The sequence below is a fragment of the Rahnella sp. NRRL B-41462 genome (genome assembly GCF_003263525.1).
GTDB classification, from domain to species: domain Bacteria; phylum Pseudomonadota; class Gammaproteobacteria; order Enterobacterales; family Enterobacteriaceae; genus Rahnella; species Rahnella aceris.
Genome location: NZ_JYDF01000029.1, coordinates 54,972 through 75,864, shown reverse-complemented (window position 1 = coordinate 75,864; position 20,893 = coordinate 54,972). Strand labels below are relative to the sequence as shown.

At 54.0% G+C, this 20,893-nt stretch carries 13 protein-coding genes and 1 pseudogene; 11 read left to right on the top strand and 3 right to left on the bottom strand.

Annotated features, from left to right (window positions below; translation table 11 throughout):
• Positions 1-15: 15 nt before the first annotated feature.
• From UC14_RS08610 to pdeR, 3 genes are all read left to right on the top strand, one after another.
• Complete coding sequence (locus UC14_RS08610; protein WP_013573866.1) at positions 16-300, top strand: YjcB family protein; 285 nt, start codon at positions 16-18, stop codon at positions 298-300.
• Between the two features lie 380 nt (positions 301-680).
• Positions 681-2,978, top strand: coding sequence for a beta-glucosidase BglX (gene bglX, locus UC14_RS08605; RefSeq protein ID WP_112152060.1), 2,298 nt, complete (start codon positions 681-683; stop codon positions 2,976-2,978).
• 282 nt (positions 2,979-3,260) lie between these two features.
• On the top strand, positions 3,261-5,279 hold the full coding sequence (gene pdeR / locus UC14_RS08600) for a cyclic di-GMP phosphodiesterase (RefSeq protein WP_112197551.1): 2,019 nt from the start codon (positions 3,261-3,263) through the stop codon (positions 5,277-5,279).
• A gap of 29 nt (positions 5,280-5,308) precedes the next feature.
• Here pdeR and UC14_RS08595 read toward each other — a convergent pair whose 3' ends face one another.
• On the bottom strand, positions 5,309-6,175 hold the full coding sequence (locus UC14_RS08595; RefSeq protein ID WP_013573863.1) for a crotonase/enoyl-CoA hydratase family protein: 867 nt from the start codon (positions 6,173-6,175) through the stop codon (positions 5,309-5,311).
• A gap of 396 nt (positions 6,176-6,571) precedes the next feature.
• Between UC14_RS08595 and UC14_RS08590 the strand changes: the two genes are divergently transcribed.
• On the top strand, positions 6,572-8,608 hold the full coding sequence (locus UC14_RS08590; RefSeq protein WP_112197550.1) for an NADPH-dependent 2,4-dienoyl-CoA reductase: 2,037 nt from the start codon (positions 6,572-6,574) through the stop codon (positions 8,606-8,608).
• Between the two features lie 83 nt (positions 8,609-8,691).
• Here the strand turns inward: UC14_RS08590 and rlmG are convergent.
• Positions 8,692-9,842 (bottom strand): annotated as a pseudogene (rlmG, locus tag UC14_RS08585) (23S rRNA (guanine(1835)-N(2))-methyltransferase RlmG).
• Positions 9,843-10,012: 170 nt separating this feature from the next.
• Here rlmG and UC14_RS08580 point away from each other — a divergent pair.
• The 4 genes from UC14_RS08580 (at position 10,013) to UC14_RS08565 (ending at position 13,575) form a co-directional block, all read left to right on the top strand.
• Positions 10,013-10,519 carry a M48 family metallopeptidase gene (locus UC14_RS08580; protein WP_013573860.1) on the top strand — a complete coding sequence of 169 codons (507 nt, stop codon included), beginning with the start codon at positions 10,013-10,015 and terminating at the stop codon, positions 10,517-10,519.
• A gap of 22 nt (positions 10,520-10,541) precedes the next feature.
• Complete coding sequence (locus tag UC14_RS08575) at positions 10,542-11,528, top strand: Gfo/Idh/MocA family protein (protein ID WP_013573859.1); 987 nt, start codon at positions 10,542-10,544, stop codon at positions 11,526-11,528.
• Positions 11,529-11,554: 26 nt separating this feature from the next.
• Positions 11,555-12,301, top strand: coding sequence for a glutamine amidotransferase (locus UC14_RS08570; protein WP_013573858.1), 747 nt, complete (start codon positions 11,555-11,557; stop codon positions 12,299-12,301).
• 302 nt (positions 12,302-12,603) lie between these two features.
• A complete protein-coding gene (locus UC14_RS08565; protein WP_014411579.1) occupies positions 12,604-13,575 on the top strand; it encodes a TerC family protein in 972 nt (323 codons plus the stop codon).
• A 77-nt stretch (positions 13,576-13,652) separates the two neighbouring features.
• Here UC14_RS08565 and mgtA read toward each other — a convergent pair whose 3' ends face one another.
• Positions 13,653-16,355, bottom strand: a complete 2,703-nt coding sequence (gene mgtA, locus UC14_RS08560) for a magnesium-translocating P-type ATPase (protein ID WP_112197549.1) — start codon at positions 16,353-16,355, stop codon at positions 13,653-13,655.
• 344 nt (positions 16,356-16,699) lie between these two features.
• Here mgtA and treR point away from each other — a divergent pair, with 344 nt between their 5' ends.
• From treR to treC, 3 genes are all read left to right on the top strand, one after another.
• Positions 16,700-17,656, top strand: coding sequence for a trehalose operon repressor TreR (treR, locus tag UC14_RS08555; RefSeq protein WP_013573855.1), 957 nt, complete (start codon positions 16,700-16,702; stop codon positions 17,654-17,656).
• Positions 17,657-17,808: 152 nt separating this feature from the next.
• Positions 17,809-19,227, top strand: coding sequence for a PTS trehalose transporter subunit IIBC (treB, locus tag UC14_RS08550; protein WP_013573854.1), 1,419 nt, complete (start codon positions 17,809-17,811; stop codon positions 19,225-19,227).
• Positions 19,228-19,249: 22 nt separating this feature from the next.
• Complete coding sequence (gene treC / locus UC14_RS08545; protein ID WP_112197548.1) at positions 19,250-20,893, top strand: alpha,alpha-phosphotrehalase; 1,644 nt, start codon at positions 19,250-19,252, stop codon at positions 20,891-20,893.

Sequence of the window (20,893 nt, the reverse complement as noted above, 5' to 3'; positions counted from 1 at the left end):
GTAAGGATTTTATCGATGGGTACATTAACTGCCGGGATTTTAATGATGCGCTGGGAATTGCTGAGCGCTTTTTTGATGTTCTGCACCAGTCAGCTTAATATTGTTTGTCGCCAGTCCAGCCGCAATACCATGGCATTCGTTTGCAGTGGTATCGGCCTCACCGTGACCTGTTTCTTTGTCATGAGCCTGATGGGCATGAGCTACAACGCCGTTGCCGTCGCGCAATTCTGGGCAAACACCAAAGACGTTTTCTTTGATGTCATGAGCAAAACCCCGACCGATATGTCTTACTACTATTAATCCGATTTCCTTAGCGGATATTCCAGATTATTAAAGGGCAGAACCGCATGTTCTGCCCTTTTTGTTATCCCGCGCTTTCCCCCCGTGTTACTTCTGATGATTATTTGTTCAGCCGGATGTCATGTAATCCTAAATATAAAAATTTGCGTGACGCATCGAATGTCTTTTTGTATCTATCATTCTGATTACCTGTAAATTGCGGGATGTACCGAAAGGTAAAAAGATATTGTGCTGGCGTCTAAACTATTCATTGCTAATAGTTGAAGGGACGTATTAGATTCTCACTCTATACTTTTCTTAGAATGATCATTGCTTTGTTTGCTTCAGGCTGCTGAATTTTCTCTGATTTGGCTCCCCTGCTTATGGTTGAAGGAATTCCGATGAATACGCATCACATGCTTGGCGCGTTAGTGTTACTGGTAAGTTCTGCTTCTTCTCTCGCCGTTGAAACAACGGGCATTCCTCAGGATCAGGTGAAAGAGCGCAACGCGTTCATTGCCGATTTGATGAAAAAAATGACCCTTGATGAAAAAATCGGTCAGCTGAATCTGGTCACTGTGGGGCCTGAGTACCAAAAAGAAGCCATCATGGCTGACATCCGCGCCGGTAAAGTCGGTGGCGTGTTTAACACGGTAACTAAGCCCGATATCCGCCGTATGCAGGATCAGGTGCAGTACAGCCGCCTGAAAATTCCTCCGTTTTATGCCTATGACGTGGTGCATGGGCAGCGCACGATTTTCCCTATCAGCCTCGGTCTGGCGGCGAGCTGGGATATGCAGGCGGTGGCGACCAGCGCACGTATTTCAGCCCAGGAAACGGCAGCTGATGGCCTGAACATGACGTTCTCACCGATGGTCGATATCACCCGTGATCCGCGCTGGGGCCGTGTTTCTGAAGGTTTCGGCGAAGATACCTATCTGACCTCGCGCCTCGCGCATGAAATGGTTACCGGTTATCAGGGCAAAGACCCGTCTGCCCCTGACGCCGTCATGGCAAACGTCAAACACTATGCGTTGTACGGTGCTGTCGAAGGCGGCCGCGAATACAACACTGTGGACATGAGCCTGACCCGCATGTTCAACGATTACATGCCACCTTATAAAGCGGCAGTCGATGCGGGTGCCGGCGGTGTGATGGTGGCACTGAACAGCGTTAACGGTATTCCTGCCACCTCGAATACCTGGCTGCTGAAAGATATTCTGCGCGATGACTGGCAGTTCAAGGGCCTGACTGTCAGCGACCACGGCGCCATTGGCGGGCTGGTCAAACATGGCGTAGCCGAAGACGATCGTCAGGCGGCCGCGATGGCGCTGAAAGCCGGTGTCGATATGGACATGGCTGACAATATGTACGGTAAGTACCTGAAAGGGTTACTTGCCGACGGCATGGTGAGCCAGAAAGACATTGACCGCGCCGTTCGCGATGTTCTGGCCGCGAAATGGGATATGGGGCTGTTTGTTGATGAATATCGTCATTTAGGCCCGCAGTCGAGCGATCCGGCTGACACCAACGCCGAAAGCCGTCTGCATCGCCAGGAGGCGCGCGAAGTGGCACGGACCTCGCTGGTGCTGTTGAAAAATAACAATCAAACGTTACCGTTAAACAAAAAAGGTACGATTGCCGTCGTTGGCGCGCTGGCTGACAGCAAGCGTGATGTGATGGGCAGTTGGTCGGCAGCCGGTAAGGCAGCGCAGGCAGTCACTGTGTTGCAGGGGATGAAAGATGTGCTCGGTGATAAAGGCACTATCCTCTATGCCCGCGGTGCCAACGTCACCAACGATCAGGCTCTGGTCGATTTCCTGAACTCTTACGAGAAACAGGTGATCAACGATCCACGCAAACCGCAGGATATGATCGACGAAGCGGTGAAAACAGCAGAAAAAGCTGACGTTGTGGTCGCCGTAGTCGGCGAAGCACAAGGCATGGCGCACGAAGCGTCCAGCCGTTCCGAAATTAACATTCCGCAAAGCCAGCGTGACCTGCTCAAGGCATTGAAAGCCACCGGTAAACCGCTGGTTGTCGTGTTAATGAATGGCCGTCCGCTGACCCTGTCGTGGGAAAACGAAATTTCTGATGCCATGCTGGAAACCTGGTTCAGCGGCACCGAAGGCGGACATGCGATTGCCGACGTTCTGTTTGGAGACTACAATCCATCAGGCAAACTGCCGATGACCTTCCCACGCTCAGTCGGGCAAATTCCTTTGTACAATAGCGTGCTCAATACCGGCCGTCCGTTTAATCCTCAGCATCCAGATAAATACACCACCCGTTATTTTGATATCACCAACGGCCCGCTGTTCCCGTTCGGTTATGGCCTGAGCTACACCAGCTTCGGTGTGTCTGACGTGAGTTTGTCATCCACCACGATGGATGCCGGACACCCGCTCACCGCCAGCGTGACGGTGAAAAACACCGGCAAAGTCAGCGGTGCGACGATCGTCCAGATGTACCTGCAGGATGTCACGGCATCGATCAGTCGTCCGGTTAAAGAGTTGAAGAATTTTGAGAAAATCAACCTGCAGCCGGGCGAAGAGAAAGTTGTTACCTTTACGATCACCGAAAAAGATTTACGCTTCTACAACGATAAATTGAAATGGGCTTCAGAGCCTGGAAAGTTCAATGTATTCGTGGGGTTAGATTCTCAGGATGTGAAACAAACCAGTTTCCTGCTGAAATAACTTTCCGGGCCTGACATCAGGCCCGGAAGAGAATCAAAAACCTTCTCTCTCAGGCGGTATTCCGGTAACGGAGACCGCCTGTTCTGAGCAGTAATTTCTGTCCGGTAACTGGATATATAACTGGCAGTGGCTAACCTTAAATTCAATGTGTTACGCCATTCCGCCCTTGTCCGTTTTTTTACGGAACGTGGCGAATGTGCTGAACAGAGTAAGCTCCGTCTGTGCTGACTGTCGCCCGTCGCCACACTGGCGGCGTATAGCGTTCTTTGCGGAGAAACATTCATGGTCGACTCTCAAGATGCTTCCCTCCTGTACCTGCACTTTGGTACACCACGCCCATATTGGCGACTGGGTTCAGACAGCAATGCCCTGGAGTTATCCGCAGAGAAAGGCGTCGTCAATATTGCTATCTCTCTGACGCAGTGGCAGGCAGGGAAAATAAGGCAACTCACCGGGATCACCTCGAGTTTTACCCTGGATATCACGCTATTCGGATCCCCTGCGCGTTTGTATCTTGTCGGGCGAAAAATCGACAGTAAAGCCTGGGCCGGTACGGCCTCCGCCTATCAGGACACTGAGTCTGTCGCCCATGACCTTGAAGTCGGTCTGACCTTTGCTGAGCAGGTGGTTTCTGAAGCCAACTCCGTGATCGTGATTATCGATCAGGAAGGCAAAATCCATCGTTTTAACCGTCTGAGCGAGGAATATACCGGCCTGCGCGAAGAAGATGTTATCGGACGCAGCGCCTATGACCTTTTTATGTCGATGGAAGAAGGCCTGGCCTCACGTCAGAATATCAATGGTTTTTTCCAGCATCAGCAATCTTATGAAGTGGAACGCTGGATCAACACCGTCAAAGGCCAGCGCCTGTTCCTGTTTCGCAATAAATTCGTCCACAGCGGCAGCGGCAAACAGCAAAAATATCTGATTTGCTCCGGCTCTGACATCACTGACGAACGCAAGGCGCAGGAGCGTTTGCGCGTGCTGGCAAATACTGATCTGGTCACCGGTTTCGCTAACCGTAATGCCTTGCAGGAGTCCCTTGCCCGAGCACTTATCGAGCGTGGTGAAAACAACGTCGGGCTGATTTATCTGGATCTGGATAACTTCAAAAAAGTTAACGACGCCTACGGACATATGTTTGGTGATCACCTGCTGCGCGCGGTGTCTGATGCCATTCAGGATTGCCTGTCGCCCAACGATAAACTGGCGCGGCTCGGCGGGGATGAATTCATTATTCTCAGCACGAATGCTGAAATAAAAGCGCTGGAAGCGCTGAGTCAGCGCGTTTTGCGCAGGCTCAGTTTGCCATTCCGCATCGGGCTGATTGAAGTGTATACCGGCTGTTCAGCAGGTATCGCGATTTGCCCGGAACACGGTACCGACGGCGATATACTGTTGCAAAACGCCGATACTGCCATGTATGCAGCCAAGGAAAAGGGCAAAAATGTACACTGTGTTTTCTCACCAGAGATGAATGAGAAAGCCTCTGAATACATGTGGTTAGATACACATTTACGCAAAGCCTTGTCTGAGAAAGATCAGCTGGTCTTACACTATCAGCCGAAAGTATCGCTTTACGGTACCGTGCAAAGCGTGGAGGCACTGCTGCGCTGGAATTCGCCGGAACGCGGTCTGATCCAACCTCAGAGCTTTATTCCCTATGCCGAAGAATCCGGTCTCATCACGCCAGTCGGTAAATGGGTGATCGAAACCGCCACCCGTCAGGCGACGGAATGGCAGAAAAAAGGGCTGAATTTGCGGGTGGCGGTAAACCTCTCCGGCAGACAGCTTAACAATAGTGCATTCATCACGACGCTGTCGGATGCCATGAAAAATGCCGGCATGAAAGGCTGCCTGCTGGATTTCGAACTGACAGAAAGTTGCCTGGTGGAAGACGAAGGTGCAGCGATCACCATGATTAACCAGTTGCATAAACTGGGCGCACAGGTACATCTGGATGATTTCGGCACCGGTTATTCTTCGCTGTCACAACTGGCGAGAATCCCCCTCGACTGCATCAAGCTGGATCAAAGCTTTATTCGTGGAATCAATGACAATCCGGTGTCTCAGGCGCTGGTACGGGCGATTGTGGCGGTGGCCAAAACGCTGCAACTGACAGTGGTCGCGGAAGGTGTGGAAACGGCGGAAGAAGAGAAGCTGATTGACGAAATCGGTGTGGACAGCAAACAGGGATTTTTATATGCCAAGCCAATGCCAGCAAATGAACTGGAGCACTGGCTTGAGGAAAAAATGATTGCTTCACCCAATGTTTTTAAACATAAAGCAAAACAGAAATAGCGCCAGTGACGGGCTGCTTCTGCCTGCTGCTAGCCGGTTTTACGCAATGACGCCGTATGCCGGTTTTGCAGCATGACCAGACGCTCCATATAACTCAGGTCTTTCTCCTCCAGCGTAAACGCTGCATCCACCCAATCCTCCGTAATATCCATCAGTTCTGAACGTGATAATTGCAGCACACGCTGACGTGCGCGGATCATCGCCCGGATGCCGTTGAGCTTTGGTCGCAAAACATCCATGAACGTTCGCGTGGCGGTGAATGCTTCCCCCGGCTGGAATAACACGTCCACCAGCCCGCGGCTTTCAAACCATTCGGCGGTATGCGACTCCCCGGTGGAAATCAGTTCCTCCGCCAGCTTCATCCCCGCTTTGCGTGATACCAGCGAATAACCGCCCATTCCCGGGAAAAGGTTAAATGCGATTTCAGGGAACCCCATCCGGGCGGTGTTCTGCGCCAGCACGTAATGGTGTGCCAGTGCGGCTTCAAAGCCGCCGCCCAGTGCCGTGCCTTCTATCATCGATAAACTGATCGCGCCTACGTCAAAACCACGCGCGGCAGCGTGAACGCAATCCACGCAGGCTCTGGCGTAAGCACGTAACGCTTCGCGTTTATTATTGACGATGGAATCAACAAAGAAGCTCAGATCACCGCCGACATTATACATATTGGGCACCAAAGAACCGGTGACCCAAAAATCAAAACGCAGACCGGATGCCTTCGCGGCATACATCAGCGTCATAATGTCTTCGATAAGCTCCTGATTAAAACAGGGACGTGGATAAGACCTGAGCATCATCCACATGACGTTACGACCCTCTTCATAATAGGCTGCAATCTGGGACAAATGCCCGGCTTCGGTGAACGGGCGGCAGGCTGTATGGTCAATAAGATTCATAGTATATATCCAGGTTAGAATTGAATTTTTAGGGTGAAGCAACCCCAGCCTAGTCCAGCTCTAACCCGAACTGAATCGATTCGATATGGTTTTCTAAAAATAATCCTAACGACCACAATCTCTGAAAAAAATGTTAAAAATAAACAACCTGCAATAAGACCATTGTGTGTAAAAACAAAGAAATAGGTATTTCATCTGCTATCTTGTGCTGTTTTCCGGCGACAAAAGTCACCTCTGCCAATTAATAAACCGCGAGTAATAAGAAGCGTAATAGTTAATTAACGCTCAGCGAATTCCTCAGAGTGATACATATCACAGTCATTACACACTGACTTTCCAATTGTTCTGCCAGCAGCTAAATTGAATTCATCTCCTCCGACCACTTAAGAGAATTCCATGACTGAACGCGCTTCGCTTTTTTATCCGCACCTGCTGGCGCCGCTGGATTTAGGTTTTACCCAACTGAAAAATCGCGTGCTGATGGGTTCCATGCACACCGGGCTGGAAGAACGGGAGGACGGGCCGGAACGTCTGGCGGCCTTTTATGCAGAACGTGCCGCCGCAGGCGTCGGGCTGATTGTCACCGGCGGCATTTCCCCTAACACGCAGGGCGTGGTTTATCAGGGCGGTTCAATTCTCGCTGAACAGGAACACATCACGCATCACCGCGTGGTGACTGACGCGGTGCATGCCGCTGGCGGCAAAATTGCCCTGCAGATCCTTCACGCCGGTCGTTACAGTTATCAGCCCCACCCCGTCGCGCCTTCAGCGCTTCAGGCGCCGATCAACCGCTTTACACCTCACGCCCTCAGCGAGGCAGAAATCGACTCCACACTGGCGGATTTCGCCCGCTGCGCGCAGCTTGCCAAAGAGTCGGGTTATGACGGCGTGGAAATCATGGGCTCCGAAGGCTATCTGATAAACCAGTTCCTCACCGCGCGCACCAATCAGCGCACGGACAACTGGGGTGGTTCTGCCGATAACCGCATGCGGTTTGCCACCGAAGCCGTGCGCCGCGTGCGCGAAACCTGTGGCCGGGAATTCATCATCATTTATCGCTTATCCATGCTGGATCTGGTCGAAGAAGGCTCGGACTGGAATGAAGTCGAAATGCTGGCGCAGCGCATCGAACAGGCAGGCGCGAGCATTATCAACACCGGTATTGGCTGGCATGAAGCGCGCATTCCGACCATAGCCACCATGGTGCCCCGCGCGGCGTTCATCTGGGTGACGCAAAAACTGATGGGCAAAGTGGGCATTCCGCTGATTACCACCAACCGCATTAACGACCCTGACGTGGCGGAGAAAATTCTCGCCGAAGGTTGTGCGGATATGGTGTCAATGGCGCGCCCGTTTCTTGCCGATCCTGCGTTTGTCGAAAAAGCCGCGCAGGGACGTGCTGATGAAATCAACACCTGCATCGGCTGTAATCAGGCCTGTCTGGATCAGATATTCGCCGGTGAAGTCACTTCCTGTCTGGTCAATCCGCGCGCCTGCCGTGAAACACAGTTACCGGTTACCCGTGCGGAAATCACCAAACATCTGGCCGTTGTCGGCTCGGGGCCAGCCGGGCTGGCGTTTGCCACTACCGCCGCCAGCCGCGGGCATCGCGTCACATTATTTGATGCACACAATGAAATCGGCGGGCAATTTAATGTCGCCAAACAGATCCCCGGCAAAGAAGAGTTTTATCAGACGCTGCGTTACTACTCGCGCCAGCTGACATTACTGGGCGTAACGCTGCGCCTGGGCGAAACCGTCAGCGCCAGCCAGTTAACGGGTTATGACGAAGTGATCCTCGCCTGCGGTATTTCACCGCGCCTGCCGGATATTGCGGGCATTGATCATCCGAGCGTGCTGACCTATCTCGACGTACTGCGGGATAAAAAACCGGTCGGACAGCGCGTCGCCATTATTGGCGCGGGCGGCATTGGTTTTGATACCGCCGAATACCTGATCCACACCGGCCCGTCATCGAGCCTCAGCACTCAGGCTTTCAGCCACGAATGGGGGATCGACCAGAGCCTGACGCACCGTGGCGGTCTGGCACCACTTGGGCCACAGCCCGAACCTGCCGCGCGGGATATCGTTCTGCTGCAACGCAAAACCACCAAAGTCGGCGCAGGATTGGGGAAAACCACTGGCTGGATCCACCGCACCAGCCTGTTGCAGCGTGGCGTGAAAATGCAAAGTGGTGTCAGCTATGAACGCATCGACGACGCGGGGCTGCACCTGATAATGAACGGTGAACCGGTATGTCTGGAAGTGGATAACGTGATTATCTGCGCCGGACAGGAACCGCAGCGCGCGCTGTATCAGCCGTTACAGGCGGCCGGTCAAACCGTACATCTGATTGGCGGCGCAGACGTGGCCGTCGAACTCGACGCCCGCCGCGCTATCGATCAGGGCACGCGGCTGGCGCTGAAAATTTAGAAAACTATTTCAGAAACCGACAGACGAAAAAAAAGCCGCGATAAGCGGCTTTTTCATTTCAGCACTTCAGACTAATTCAGCTATCAATGATGTGCAGCTGTTTTCACGGCACGTAAAATCACGAATTTCTGATTGGTGGCGATCGTCGTGCAGTTGCCGAACAGGCGACGCAGCTTCTGGTAGTAATCCAGATGACGGTTGCGACGATACGCAGCTCGCCGCCGGTTTGCAGGCAGCGTTTGGCATCGCAGAACATGCGCCACGCGGTGTCATCGCTGATGACCGTGCCCTGATGGAACGGCGGGTTACACAGCACGGCCTGCAGTGTTTCGCGCTCGACACCGGCCAGCATGTTGTTCACTTCGAAATGACAGCGGCTGACATCCTGCGGCAAATTGTTTTCGACGTTAATACGGCTCGATTCTACCGCCATATAAGATTCATCGACGAACAGCATTTCCGCATCCGGGTTCAGCGCCAGTGCGGTCATGCCGATCACACCGTTACCACAGCCCAGATCCGCCATGCGCCCTTCAATGCCTTCCGGCAGATGTTGCATGAAAAAGCGAGCGCCGACATCCAGACCGCCGCGTGAGAACACGTTCGCGTGGTTGGAAATACGGAATTCACTGTCATCCAGCGCCCACTCAGAAATCACCGGCTCTGCGGTTTGCGCAGGCAAGGTGGCTTCACAATGGATCAGACGGGCTTTTTTCCACGCCAGACTGGTTTTGGTCGGTCCGAGGATTTTCTCGAACAGTTGCAACGTTGACGTGTGAATATCACGGGCTTTCGCGCCGGCGATAATCTGCGTGTCCGGCGTCACCACTTCACGCAGCGCCAGCAGTTGTTGTTCCAGCAGCGCCAGCGTTTTTGGCACTTTGATGATCACCAGACCCGGATTGATCGGCAACGGCACCAGGCTGCTTTGCGCCGCCACGCTGTCTTCGTCAAAACCGTTAAGGCGCAGGTTGTGGCGCATCGCCAGCTGACTCATGAAGGAGTCGTTGACGCTGGTCGGGTTGTGCGGCTGCAAGGAGCAGGCCAGCGTGCCGAAAGCATCGTTGAAAATCAGCAGCGGACGGCCGTTGAGCGCGTCGGTGTTCAGGTTTTGCAGCAGATATTCATCGGCCGCTTCCCATGCCTGTAACTGCGTTGCCGCTTCTTCCAGCGGATAACGTTCCAGACGCAGTTGCAATAACTGACCACCGGTTTCGGTTTCAAATTGGCTCATTGGCCCTCCTCATATTCAATTTGCGCTGTTTATCCCTTAATTTGGTCTATCAGTAAAACGTTTTTTCAGTTAAAAAGGGGTTTATCTGCCGGATCGACGCGATCGTGGTAAAAACCCCGCACCCCGTTTCGGCATCTTTTCCCCGGCAATAAGAGATAAAGCAAACAGTTATGCCTGAATTGACCTATCTGCAAGGCTATCCGGAGTCGCTTCAGGCTCAGGTGCGTCAGTTAATCGACCAGGAACGTTTAGGTAAAGTCTTGCTGACGCGATATCCCGAACCGCACGAGCTGACCACTGACAAATCGCTCTATCAGTATACGCTGGACCTGAAAAATCAGTTTTTGCGCAGTTCATCGCCGTTAAGCAAAGTGGCTTACGACAATAAAATCCACGTGATGAAGCACGCGCTGGGGCTGCATACGGCAATATCCCGTATTCAGGGCGGCAAGCTGAAAGCCAAAGCGGAAATCCGCGTGGCAACGGTGTTTAAAAGCGCGCCGGAAGCGTTTCTGAAAATGATCGTGGTGCATGAACTCGCGCACCTGAAAGAAAAAGAACACAACAAAGCATTCTACAGCCTGTGCTGTCATATGACGCCCGACTATCATCAGTTAGAATTCGACACGCGCATGTATCTGACGCATCTGGAAATATTCGGTAAGTTGTATCAATAATAATTAACTATAGGGATTTCTCATGATTCGTATTGGCGTTGTGGGCACCAACTGGATCACCCAGCGTTTTATTGATGCCGCCCACGAGAGCGGTAAAATGAAGCTGACCGCGATTTATTCCCGCACGCTGGAAGGCGCTAAAAAGCTCGGCGAGGATTATCCGGTTGAACATTACTTTGATTCCCTTGAAGCAATGGCCGCCTCTGATCTGATTGATGCGGTCTATATTGCCAGCCCGAACTCCCTGCATTACCCGCAGTCGCTGTTGTTCCTCAGCAATAAAAAGCACGTGATTTGCGAAAAGCCGCTGGCTTCCAATCTGCGTGAAGCGGAAAGCCTGATCGCCTGCGCAAAAGAAAACAACGTGGTGCTGTTCGAGGCGTTTAAAACCGCGTATCTGCCCAACTTCCTGCACATGAAAGGCGCGCTGAACCGCATCGGTAAACTGCGTAAGGCCATTCTGAATTACTGCCAGTATTCCTCACGTTATCCGCGCTATCTGGCCGGTGAAAACCCGAATACCTTTAACCCGGCGTTTTCCAATGGCTCGATCATGGATATCGGTTATTACTGTCTGGCGAGTGCTATTTCGTTGTTTGGCGAACCGGAATCGGTGAAAGCCACGGCAACCCTGCTGGAAAGCGGCGTTGACGGTCAGGGCACGGTGATCTTGTCTTATGCGGATGATTTCGAAGTGGTTATCAACCATTCCAAAATCAGCGACTCCCTGTTACCCAGTGAGATCCAGGGCGAAGACGGCACCTTGCAGATGGAAAAGCTGTCTGAATGCCAGACGCTCAGCCTGACGCCACGCGGCAGCCAGAAGCTGGATCTGACGCAGCCCCAGCACATCAACACCATGCTGTATGAAGCAGAAACTTTTGCGATTCTGGTCGACAGCCAGTTTGTCGCGCACCCCGGGCTGGAAGTCTCGCGTATCACGGCCAAAGTGCTGACGGAAATCCGTCGTCAGACCGGCGTGGTATTCCCGGCCGATAACCAGCCTTAATATTAAGTAAAAATCGGGAGTAACAGATGATTGCACCCAGCCAGAAATCGCTGTTGATTTTACAGACCGGCCACGCGCCGGAACCTATCCGCCGTGCGCACGATAACTTTCCGCAGATGTTTATCCGTCAGGGCGATATCGACGCGCAGCAGGTGGTGATTGTGGATTTGCAGGCGGGTGAACGCCCGCTGCCGCCGGAAAACTATTGCGGTGCGATAATTACCGGTTCGCGCAGCATGGTCACCGAGCATCTGGCGTGGAGCGAAGAAGCGGCGGACTGGGTGCGGCTGGGCATGTTGCAGGAATTACCCATGTTTGGTGCCTGCTACGGTCATCAGCTGATGGCATACGCGCTGGGTGGCGAGGTGGATTACCATCCGCAAGGCATTGAAGTCGGTACGCACGAGGTGACGCTGACGCCGGACGGGCATCTTGATCCGCTGGTGTCGCAGCTTCCCGCACAGTTCGCGGCCAATCTGATCCACCTGCAAACCGTCATTACGCCGCCTGCGACAGCGACGGTGCTGGCGAAAACGCGGCACGATCCGCATCAGATCCTGCGCTACGGCCCGAATGCCATCAGCACGCAGTTCCATCCGGAATTCAGTCTGGCGGTAATGAAAACATATCTGTCATGGCTGGGCTCTATCGCCGAAGACGATACGATAGATTTTGCGCATCAGGCTCAGCAACTTAGCGAAACACCCCTCAGCCGTAGCCTGCTGCTGGCCTTCGTCGGCGCACTCGGCAAACGTCAGGCACTGGCGGGTTAATGCTCCATAATGTTTCTGAATGTTTGACATCGGACACATTTTGCATTAATTTGCGAACTGCAAAGGGGAGTAACTTCTTCGTCGGATAATCGTCATTACGGTGTCTGGACCCGCGCTCATGCAGCGCCGTCTCAGCCACCCGGTTACCGGGGCAAAGATAAGCATTCACAAGATGAATACTTATCTTTGTAAGTGAGACCTTGCCGGAAGGCGAGGTTTGCTCACAGCTCAAAAAATGAGCGGCTAACGTCTTCCGACGCTGGCCGTTTTTTTTTTGATGTTTTTTCGAGGATATCGCAATGATGAACTCCGTAGGCAACCCGATGTTGTGGGGCTCCTTTGCCGTGGTAGTGATAATTATGCTCGCGTTCGACCTGCTGTTGCAGGGTCGAAAAGGCGCGCAAACCATGAGTATGAAAAGTGCCGCGATGTGGTCGCTGGTGTGGATAGGCCTGTCGTTGCTGTTCAACTTCGGCTTCTGGTGGTATCTCAACGGCGAGTTTGGCCGTGAAGTGGCCGACGCCAAGGCCACCATGTTCCTGACCGGCTATCTGCTGGAAAAAGCGCTGGCGGTGGATAACGTCTTCGTCTGGCTGATCCTGTTCAGTTACTTCTCTATTCCTGCCAGCCTGCAACGCCGCGTACTGGTCTACGGCGTGCTCGGCGCCATCGTCCTGCGTACCGGCATGATTTTCGCCGGTAGCTGGCTGGTGGGGCAATTTAGCTGGATTTTGTACGTGTTCGGCGCCTTCCTGCTGTTCACCGGTATCAAGATGGCGCTGGCGAAAGAAGAAGACGGTGAGGTTGGCGAGAAGCCGATGATCCGCTGGCTGCGCAGCAAAATGCGCATGACCGATGAGTTGCAGGGTGAGAAGTTCTTTGTGCGCCGTAACGGTATTTTGTTCGCTACTCCGTTGTTGCTGGTGCTGATTATGGTGGAACTGAGCGACGTGATTTTCGCGGTCGACAGTATTCCGGCTATCTTTGCGGTAACCACCGACCCGTTCATCGTCCTGACCTCTAACCTGTTTGCGATCCTCGGCCTGCGCGCGATGTACTTCCTGCTGGCGGGCGTGGCAGAACGTTTCTCGATGCTGAAATACGGTCTGGCGGTGATCCTGATTTTCATCGGTATCAAAATGCTGCTGCTCGACGTGTTCCACATTCCGGTCGGTATTTCGCTGGGCGTGATTGCGTCGATTCTGATCATCACCTTGCTGATTAACACCTGGGTGAACCGTCGTAACGATCGCAAGAACAACGCACAGTCGTAATATTTCGAACTGATTAATGCAAAGCACGGCCGCTTCACCGGTCGCGCTTTTTAGCATTCAGGATAGAATTTTAAAGATTACTGCCAGCCGTAACGGCGCACGAACCAGCCTTTCACGCACTGCGTCAGCACCATGTAGCCCGCCAGAATCGCGATCAGCCACGGGAAGTAGCTCAGCGGCAATGCCTGCAATTGCAGGAATCCGGCAACCGGCGAGTAGATCAGTGAAATACCGGTGATCACCACCATCAGCGTCATGATGCACAGCGGCCAGGACGCGCGGCTCTGAATAAACGGCACTTTGCGGGTGCGGATCATGTGCACAATCAGCGTCTGCGACAGCAGCCCTTCAATGAACCAGCCGGACTGGAACAACGTCTGCGCCTCCACCGTATTGGCTTTAAACACCCACCACATCAGGCTGAAAGTCAGAATGTCGAAGACGGAACTGATCGGTCCGAAGAACACCATAAAGCGGCCAATATCCCCGGCGTTCCAGCGCTGCGGTTTCGCCAGTTGCTCTTCATCCACGTTATCAAACGGGATCGCCACCTGAGACACATCGTAAATCAGGTTCTGAATCAGCAGATGCAGCGGCAACATTGGCAGGAACGGCAAAAAGGCGCTGGCGACCAGCACGCTGAACACGTTACCAAAGTTGGAACTGGCAGTCATTTTGATGTATTTCAGCATGTTGGCGAAAGTTCTGCGCCCTTCCGTCACGCCCTGCTCCAGCACCATCAGGCTTTTTTCCAGCAGAATAATATCGGCCGCTTCTTTGGCGATATCCACCGCAGAATCCACGGAAATCCCAATGTCCGCCGCACGCAGCGCAGGCGCGTCGTTGATGCCGTCGCCCATAAATCCAACCACATGCCCTTCGCCGCGCAGTACGCGCACAATGCGTTCTTTGTGCATCGGTGTCAGTTTGGCAAATACCGTGGTTTCGCGGGCGACGTTCAGCAGTTGCACATCGTCAAGCGCATCGATATCGCTGCCGATCACGACGTTATCGGCCTGTAATCCGACATCTTTGCAGACTTTACGCGCCACCAGCGGATTGTCGCCGGTGAGGATTTTCACCGTCACGCCTTTGCGTTGCAGTGCATCCAGCGCCGGTGCGGTGCTTTCTTTTGGCGGATCGAGGAATGCGATATACCCGGCCAGGATCAGGCTGGATTCATCGGTCACGCCGTAGCCCTGCGTGCGCGATGGCATCACTTTATGCGCCACGGCTACCACGCGCAGCCCCTGCTGATTGAGATCGTCAGTAATGCGGCGAATGCGCCCGAGCAGCACATCGGTCAGCGGCACAATCTCACCGTTGAGCTGCACCAGCGTACAAATCGACAGCATTTCTTCCAGCGCGCCTTTGCAAATCAGGCGGTGATTCTGGTCGTTTTCGGCGACGACGACAGACATACGGCGACGGTCGAAATCAAACGGAATTTCATCCACTTTCAGCGAGTTATGCGCCGGACCGGCATCGCCTGCTTCCAGCACCGCAACATCCAGCAGGTTTTTCAGGCCGGTTTGATAATGGCTGTTCAGCCACGCCAGATGCAGCACCTCATCACTGGTCACGCCCAGCACATCAGTGTGGCGCTCGAGCACGATTTTATCCTGCGTCAGCGTGCCGGTTTTATCCGTGCAGAGGATATCCATTGCGCCGAAGTTCTGTATCGCATCCAGACGTTTGACGATCACCTTCTGGCGGGAGAGTTTTACCGCGCCTTTGGCCAGCGTGGAAGTCACAATCATCGGCAGCATTTCCGGCGTCAACCCGACCGCCACGGAGAGCGCAAACAGTGCGGCTTCCCACCAGTCGCCTTTGGTGTAACCGTTGATCACCAGCACCACAGGTGTCATTACCATCATAAAGCGGATCAGCAGCCAGCTGACTTTGCTGATCCCGGCCTGGAACGCGTTTGGCTGTGTATCTTCCTGTACCACACGTTCGGCAAGCTGACCGAACCAGGTTTTGCTGCCGGTGGCGATCACCATCGCAATCGCCGTGCCGCTCACCACGTTGGTGCCCATAAAACACAGGGTGTTCAGTTCAAGCGGATCAGCCGCAACCGGTTTTTTCTCGCAGGCGTGTTTTTCCACCGGCAGGGATTCACCGGTCAGCGCCGCCTGGCTGATAAACAAGTCCTTGGCCGAAAGAATGCGCAGGTCTGCCGGGATCATATCGCCCGCTGACAATTTGATCAGGTCACCCGGCACCAGTTGGCTGATCGGGATTTCCACTGTTTCGCTGCGTCCGGTTTGCGCGTCACTGCGCAGCACGGTCGCGGTGTTGCTGACCATCGCTTTCAGCGCATCGGCGGCTTTATTGGAACGCGCCTCCTGAATGAAATGCATGAAAGTAGAAATAAACACCATCGCGCCAATCACCAGCGCTGCCGTTAAATCGTCGGTGGCGTAAGACACCAGCCCGAGCACGGTCAGCAGCAGATTGAACGGATTGCGGTAGCAGTGCCACAGATGCAGCCACCAGGGTGCCGGTTGCTGATCGCCGGTCTGATTCAGGCCGGAAACTTCGCGAATTGCATCGGCTTCCTGCGCAGTCAGCCCTTCCGGATGACTGGCAAATTGCAGGTAAAGCTGGTCTTCGGTGGCGCGGGCACAGGCCTGACAATGCGCCGACATAGCGGCAGGGATGGCCTGCACTGCACGGGCAGATACGTTTTCCAGCATCGGATCGCGGCGGACTAAGCGGCGCGGTAAATTACGGCTGAGCGCACTGAGCAGCCGGGAAGTGAAATTTTTGAACATCATTCGCACCTTTGTTGCGCCCACAGCGAAGCCGCCATGAGCATGGCAAAAGGGTTGTTAAAAACAGGGCGAACGAAAAGACGTGCGCCACTGCCTGCCAGGTAAAGTCACGGCAAGCAGCAGCAAAAATGCGGGTGCTTACCGGATCACAACGGACCTACAGAATTGGGGTCGGGTTCCATGGGTTTTCACCTCCGGTAAGGAACGGTTTGGAAATTCATACGCATCGGGTATAAAAATCCGTTAGGGTAACGGCACGGGATGACGCGTACATCATCTCCGGCGAGCGCAGTATACGCCGGTTAACTACAACCAATTTTAAACCTGACCCTCATTCACCTTAAAACATGACCCAGCAAAATCGCCTGACCATTAATGATATTGCCCGCCTGAGCGGTGTCGGAAAATCCACGGTTTCCCGCGTTTTGAATAACGAAGGCAACGTCAGCCCGCAAACCCGCGAACGGGTGTTGCAGGTGATCGAACAACAGCATTTCAGTCCGTCGAAATCGGCGCGGGCCATGCGCGGGTTCAGCGACAAAATTGTGGCGATTATCGTGTCGCGTCTCGACTCTCCTTCGGAAAATCTGGCCGTACGCGCCATGTTGCCGCTGTTTTATCAGCAAGGGTATGACCCGATTGTGCTGGAAAGTCAGTTCAGCGCAGAGCGCGTGAAAGAGCATTTGCAGGTGCTGAAACAGCGCAATATCGATGGCATTGTGCTGTTTGGTTTCACCGGACTTTCAGCCCAAATGCTGACGCCCTGGCAGGATAAAATGGTGGTGCTGGCACGCGATATGCCGGGGCTATCTTCGGTGTGTTATGACGATGCGGGTGCGGTGCAGTTGCTGATGCAAAAACTGCTGGCGCAGAACATACGGGAGATTGGCTTTATCGGTGTTTCGCCGCAGGACACCACCACCGGCCAGCGCCGCAGCGCGGCCTTTCGGACTTTTTGTAAAGAGCATGGCCTGACACCGCACATTGCGCTGGGCGAACTGACCTATCAGAGCGGCTTCGACCTGATCCCGCAGTTGCTGAAAAATAATATTCAGGCCGTCGTCTGCGCGTCCGACACCATTGCCATCGGCGCACAAAAATACCTGCAACAACAGCAAATCCGTGGCGTGCAGGTATGCGGTATCGGCAACAACCCGCTGCTGCATTTCCTGTTCCCGGAATCGTATTCAGTAGAACTCGGCTATGGCGCGGGCGGCGAAGCAGCGGCCAAACAATTACTGGCGCAGCTCAGCGGTTCCACCACGGTGCGGCAGCTGATTATCCCCGGAAAGCTTGCTTTCTGAATCCCCCGCCTTTCTGACCTTTGCCTTTCTAAAAAGTAAAAACTTTGTGATCGTCCCGGCAAAACCGGGAACGTTCCCGGACAAGTTCCCACTGCCTTCGCTATGCTTGAACCGTACCCTACACTCTTACGCAAAATCACAGGCCACTTCTCATGAGCAAAGTTAAGCAACAGGATGTTGATCAGCTGATCGCCCTCGTTGGCGGCAGCGACAATATCGCGATGGTGACTCACTGCATTACGCGTCTTCGTTTTGTCCTCAATGACCCGTCCAAAGCCGACCCAAAAGGTCTCGAAGCCCTGCCGATGGTCAAAGGCTGCTTCACCAACGCCGGTCAGTTCCAGGTGGTTATCGGGCCGGAAGTGGATGATTACTACAAAGTTCTGATCGCCAGCACCGGTAAAAGTGCGGCCGGAAAAGAACAGGCAAAAGTTGCCGCCCGCCAGAATATGAGCTGGTTTGAGCGCAGCATTTCTCACTTTGCGGAAATCTTTTTCCCGCTGTTACCGGCGCTGATCAGCGGCGGTTTAATTCTCGGTTTCCGCAATGTTATCGGCGAAATTCCGATGAGCGGCGGCCAGACGCTGGCGCAGATGCACCCGCTGTGGCAATCCATTTACGACTTCCTCTGGCTGCTTGGCGAAGCCGTGTTTATGTTCCTGCCGGTGGCGGTGTGCTGGTCGACGGTCAGAAAAATGGGCGGCACCGAAATCCTCGGGATTGTGCTTGGCATAACGCTGGTATCGCCGCAACTGATGAACTCCTACAACCTCGGGCAGCAAATCCCTGAAGTGTGGAATTTCGGCTGGTTCACCATCGAAAAGGTCGGTTATCAGGCGCAGGTCATTCCTTCCGTTCTCGCCGGTATGGCGCTGGCGATGATCGAAAATGGCCTGAAACGCATCGTGCCTAATTATCTGTATCTGGTGATTGTGCCCGTCAGCTCGCTGATTATTGCCGTATTCCTGGCGCACACGCTGATCGGGCCGTTTGGCCGCATGGTGGGCGACGGCGTGGCTTTCGCGGTGAAATTCATCATGACCGGCAGCCTCGCACCCATCGGTGCCGCGCTGTTTGGTTTCCTCTATGCGCCACTGGTCATCACCGGCGTGCATCAGACCACCCTTGCCATCGACATGCAGATGGTGCAAAGCACCGGCGGAACCCCGGTGTGGCCGCTGATCGCCCTGTCCAATATTGCGCAAGCCGCTGCGGTCGTCGGCGTGATTATCGTCAGCCGCAAACATAATGAGCGCGAGATCTCCGTGCCCGCAGCGATATCCGCGTTCCTCGGCGTAACCGAACCGGCGATGTACGGCATCAACCTGAAATACCGCTTCCCGATGCTGTGCGCAATGATTGGCTCGGCCGGTGCCGGCCTGATTTGCGGCCTGTTCCACGTCACGGCCAACGGCATCGGCGTCGGCGGCTTACCGGGTATTTTGTCCATCAAACCGCAGTTCTGGAGTATTTACGCACTGGCCATGCTGGTGGCGATCGTGGTGCCGATTATCCTGACCGTGCTGGTTTATCAGCGGAAAGCCCGCCGGGGTGAACTTGCAGTGGTGTAAGACATTCAAGAAGGAAAATGGAATGAACAGCGAATTGCCGTGGTGGAAAAACGGCGTGATTTACCAGATTTATCCCAAGAGTTTTCAGGACACCACGGGCAGCGGCACCGGTGATATCAACGGCATCACACAGCGTCTGGATTACCTGAAAACCCTTGGCGTTGATGCGATATGGCTGACACCGCTGTACCTGTCGCCGCAGATTGATAACGGCTACGACGTGGCCGATTACTGCGAGATTGACCCGGCTTACGGCACGCTCGAAGACTTTGAACGGCTGACTGCAGAAGCGCATCAGCGTGGGATCCGCATCGTGATGGATATGGTGTTTAATCATACCTCGACGCATCACGAGTGGTTCCGCCAGTCGCAGGATGCGGGCAGCCCGTTCCGGCCTTTCTATATCTGGCGTGACGGCGCAACGGAGGGCGGACCGCCGAATAACTGGCGATCCAAATTCGGTGGCGGTGCCTGGCAATGGCACGAAACCAGCGGCCAGTATTACCTGCATCTGTTCGCCACCGAGCAGGCCGATCTGAACTGGGAATACCCGCCGGTGCGCGAGGCGCTGAAAAAAGTCTGCCAGTTCTGGGCGGATAAGGGCGTCGACGGGCTGCGTCTGGACGTGATCAATCTGGTGTCGAAACAACAGGATTTCCCGACCGACGATGCCGGTGATGGCCGGCGCTTTTACACTGACGGTCCGCGTATTCATGAGTTCTTACAGGAATTCAGCCGTGACGTATTTAAGCCGCTGGGGCTGATGACCGTCGGCGAAATGTCTTCAACAAAGCTGGAGCATTGTCGCCGCTACGCCGCCAATGACGGCAGCGAACTGTCGATGACCTTTAACTTCCATCACCTGAAAGTCGATTATCCGAACGGTGAAAAATGGGCCGATGCACCGCCGGATTTCGTGCAGCTCAAGCAGATTTTCCGCGAGTGGCAGCAGGGAATGCACGGTCACGCCTGGAATGCGCTGTTCTGGTGTAATCACGATCAGCCGCGCATTGTGTCGCGCTTTGGCGATGAAGGCGCGCTGCGCACGACGTCAGCCAAAATGCTGGCAATGGTGCTGCACGGCCTGCAGGGTACGCCGTATATTTATCAGGGCGAGGAAATCGGCATGACCAATCCGGGCTTTGAACATCTCGAACAATATCGCGATGTGGAAAGCCTGAATATGTTTGCCGAACTGAAAACTGACGGGCGCAGCAACGAAGAACTGTTGCGCATTATGGCGAGGAAATCACGGGACAACTCGCGTACGCCGATGCAGTGGAATGCCGGGGAACAGGCCGGATTTACTTCCGGCACGCCGTGGATTTCCGTCAGCCACAACGCGCAGGACATCAATACCGAACAGGCACTGGCGGATAAAGACTCGGTGTTTTATCTGTATCAGCAACTGATCCGCCTGCGCAAAACGCTGCCGGTTCTGACCGATGGCGATTATCAGGATTTGCTGCCGGAACATCCGCAGTTGTGGTGTTATACCCGTCAGGCGTCAGGCAAAACCTTGCGCGTGGTGGCAAACCTGAGCGGGCAGGAGCAGACACTTACGCTGGCAGAATTAGATGGCAACACGCTGCTGAGTAATTACGCCTCACCTGCCATTTCCGGCACGCTTCGTCCGTACGAATGTCTCTGGCAACTCGCCGGATAG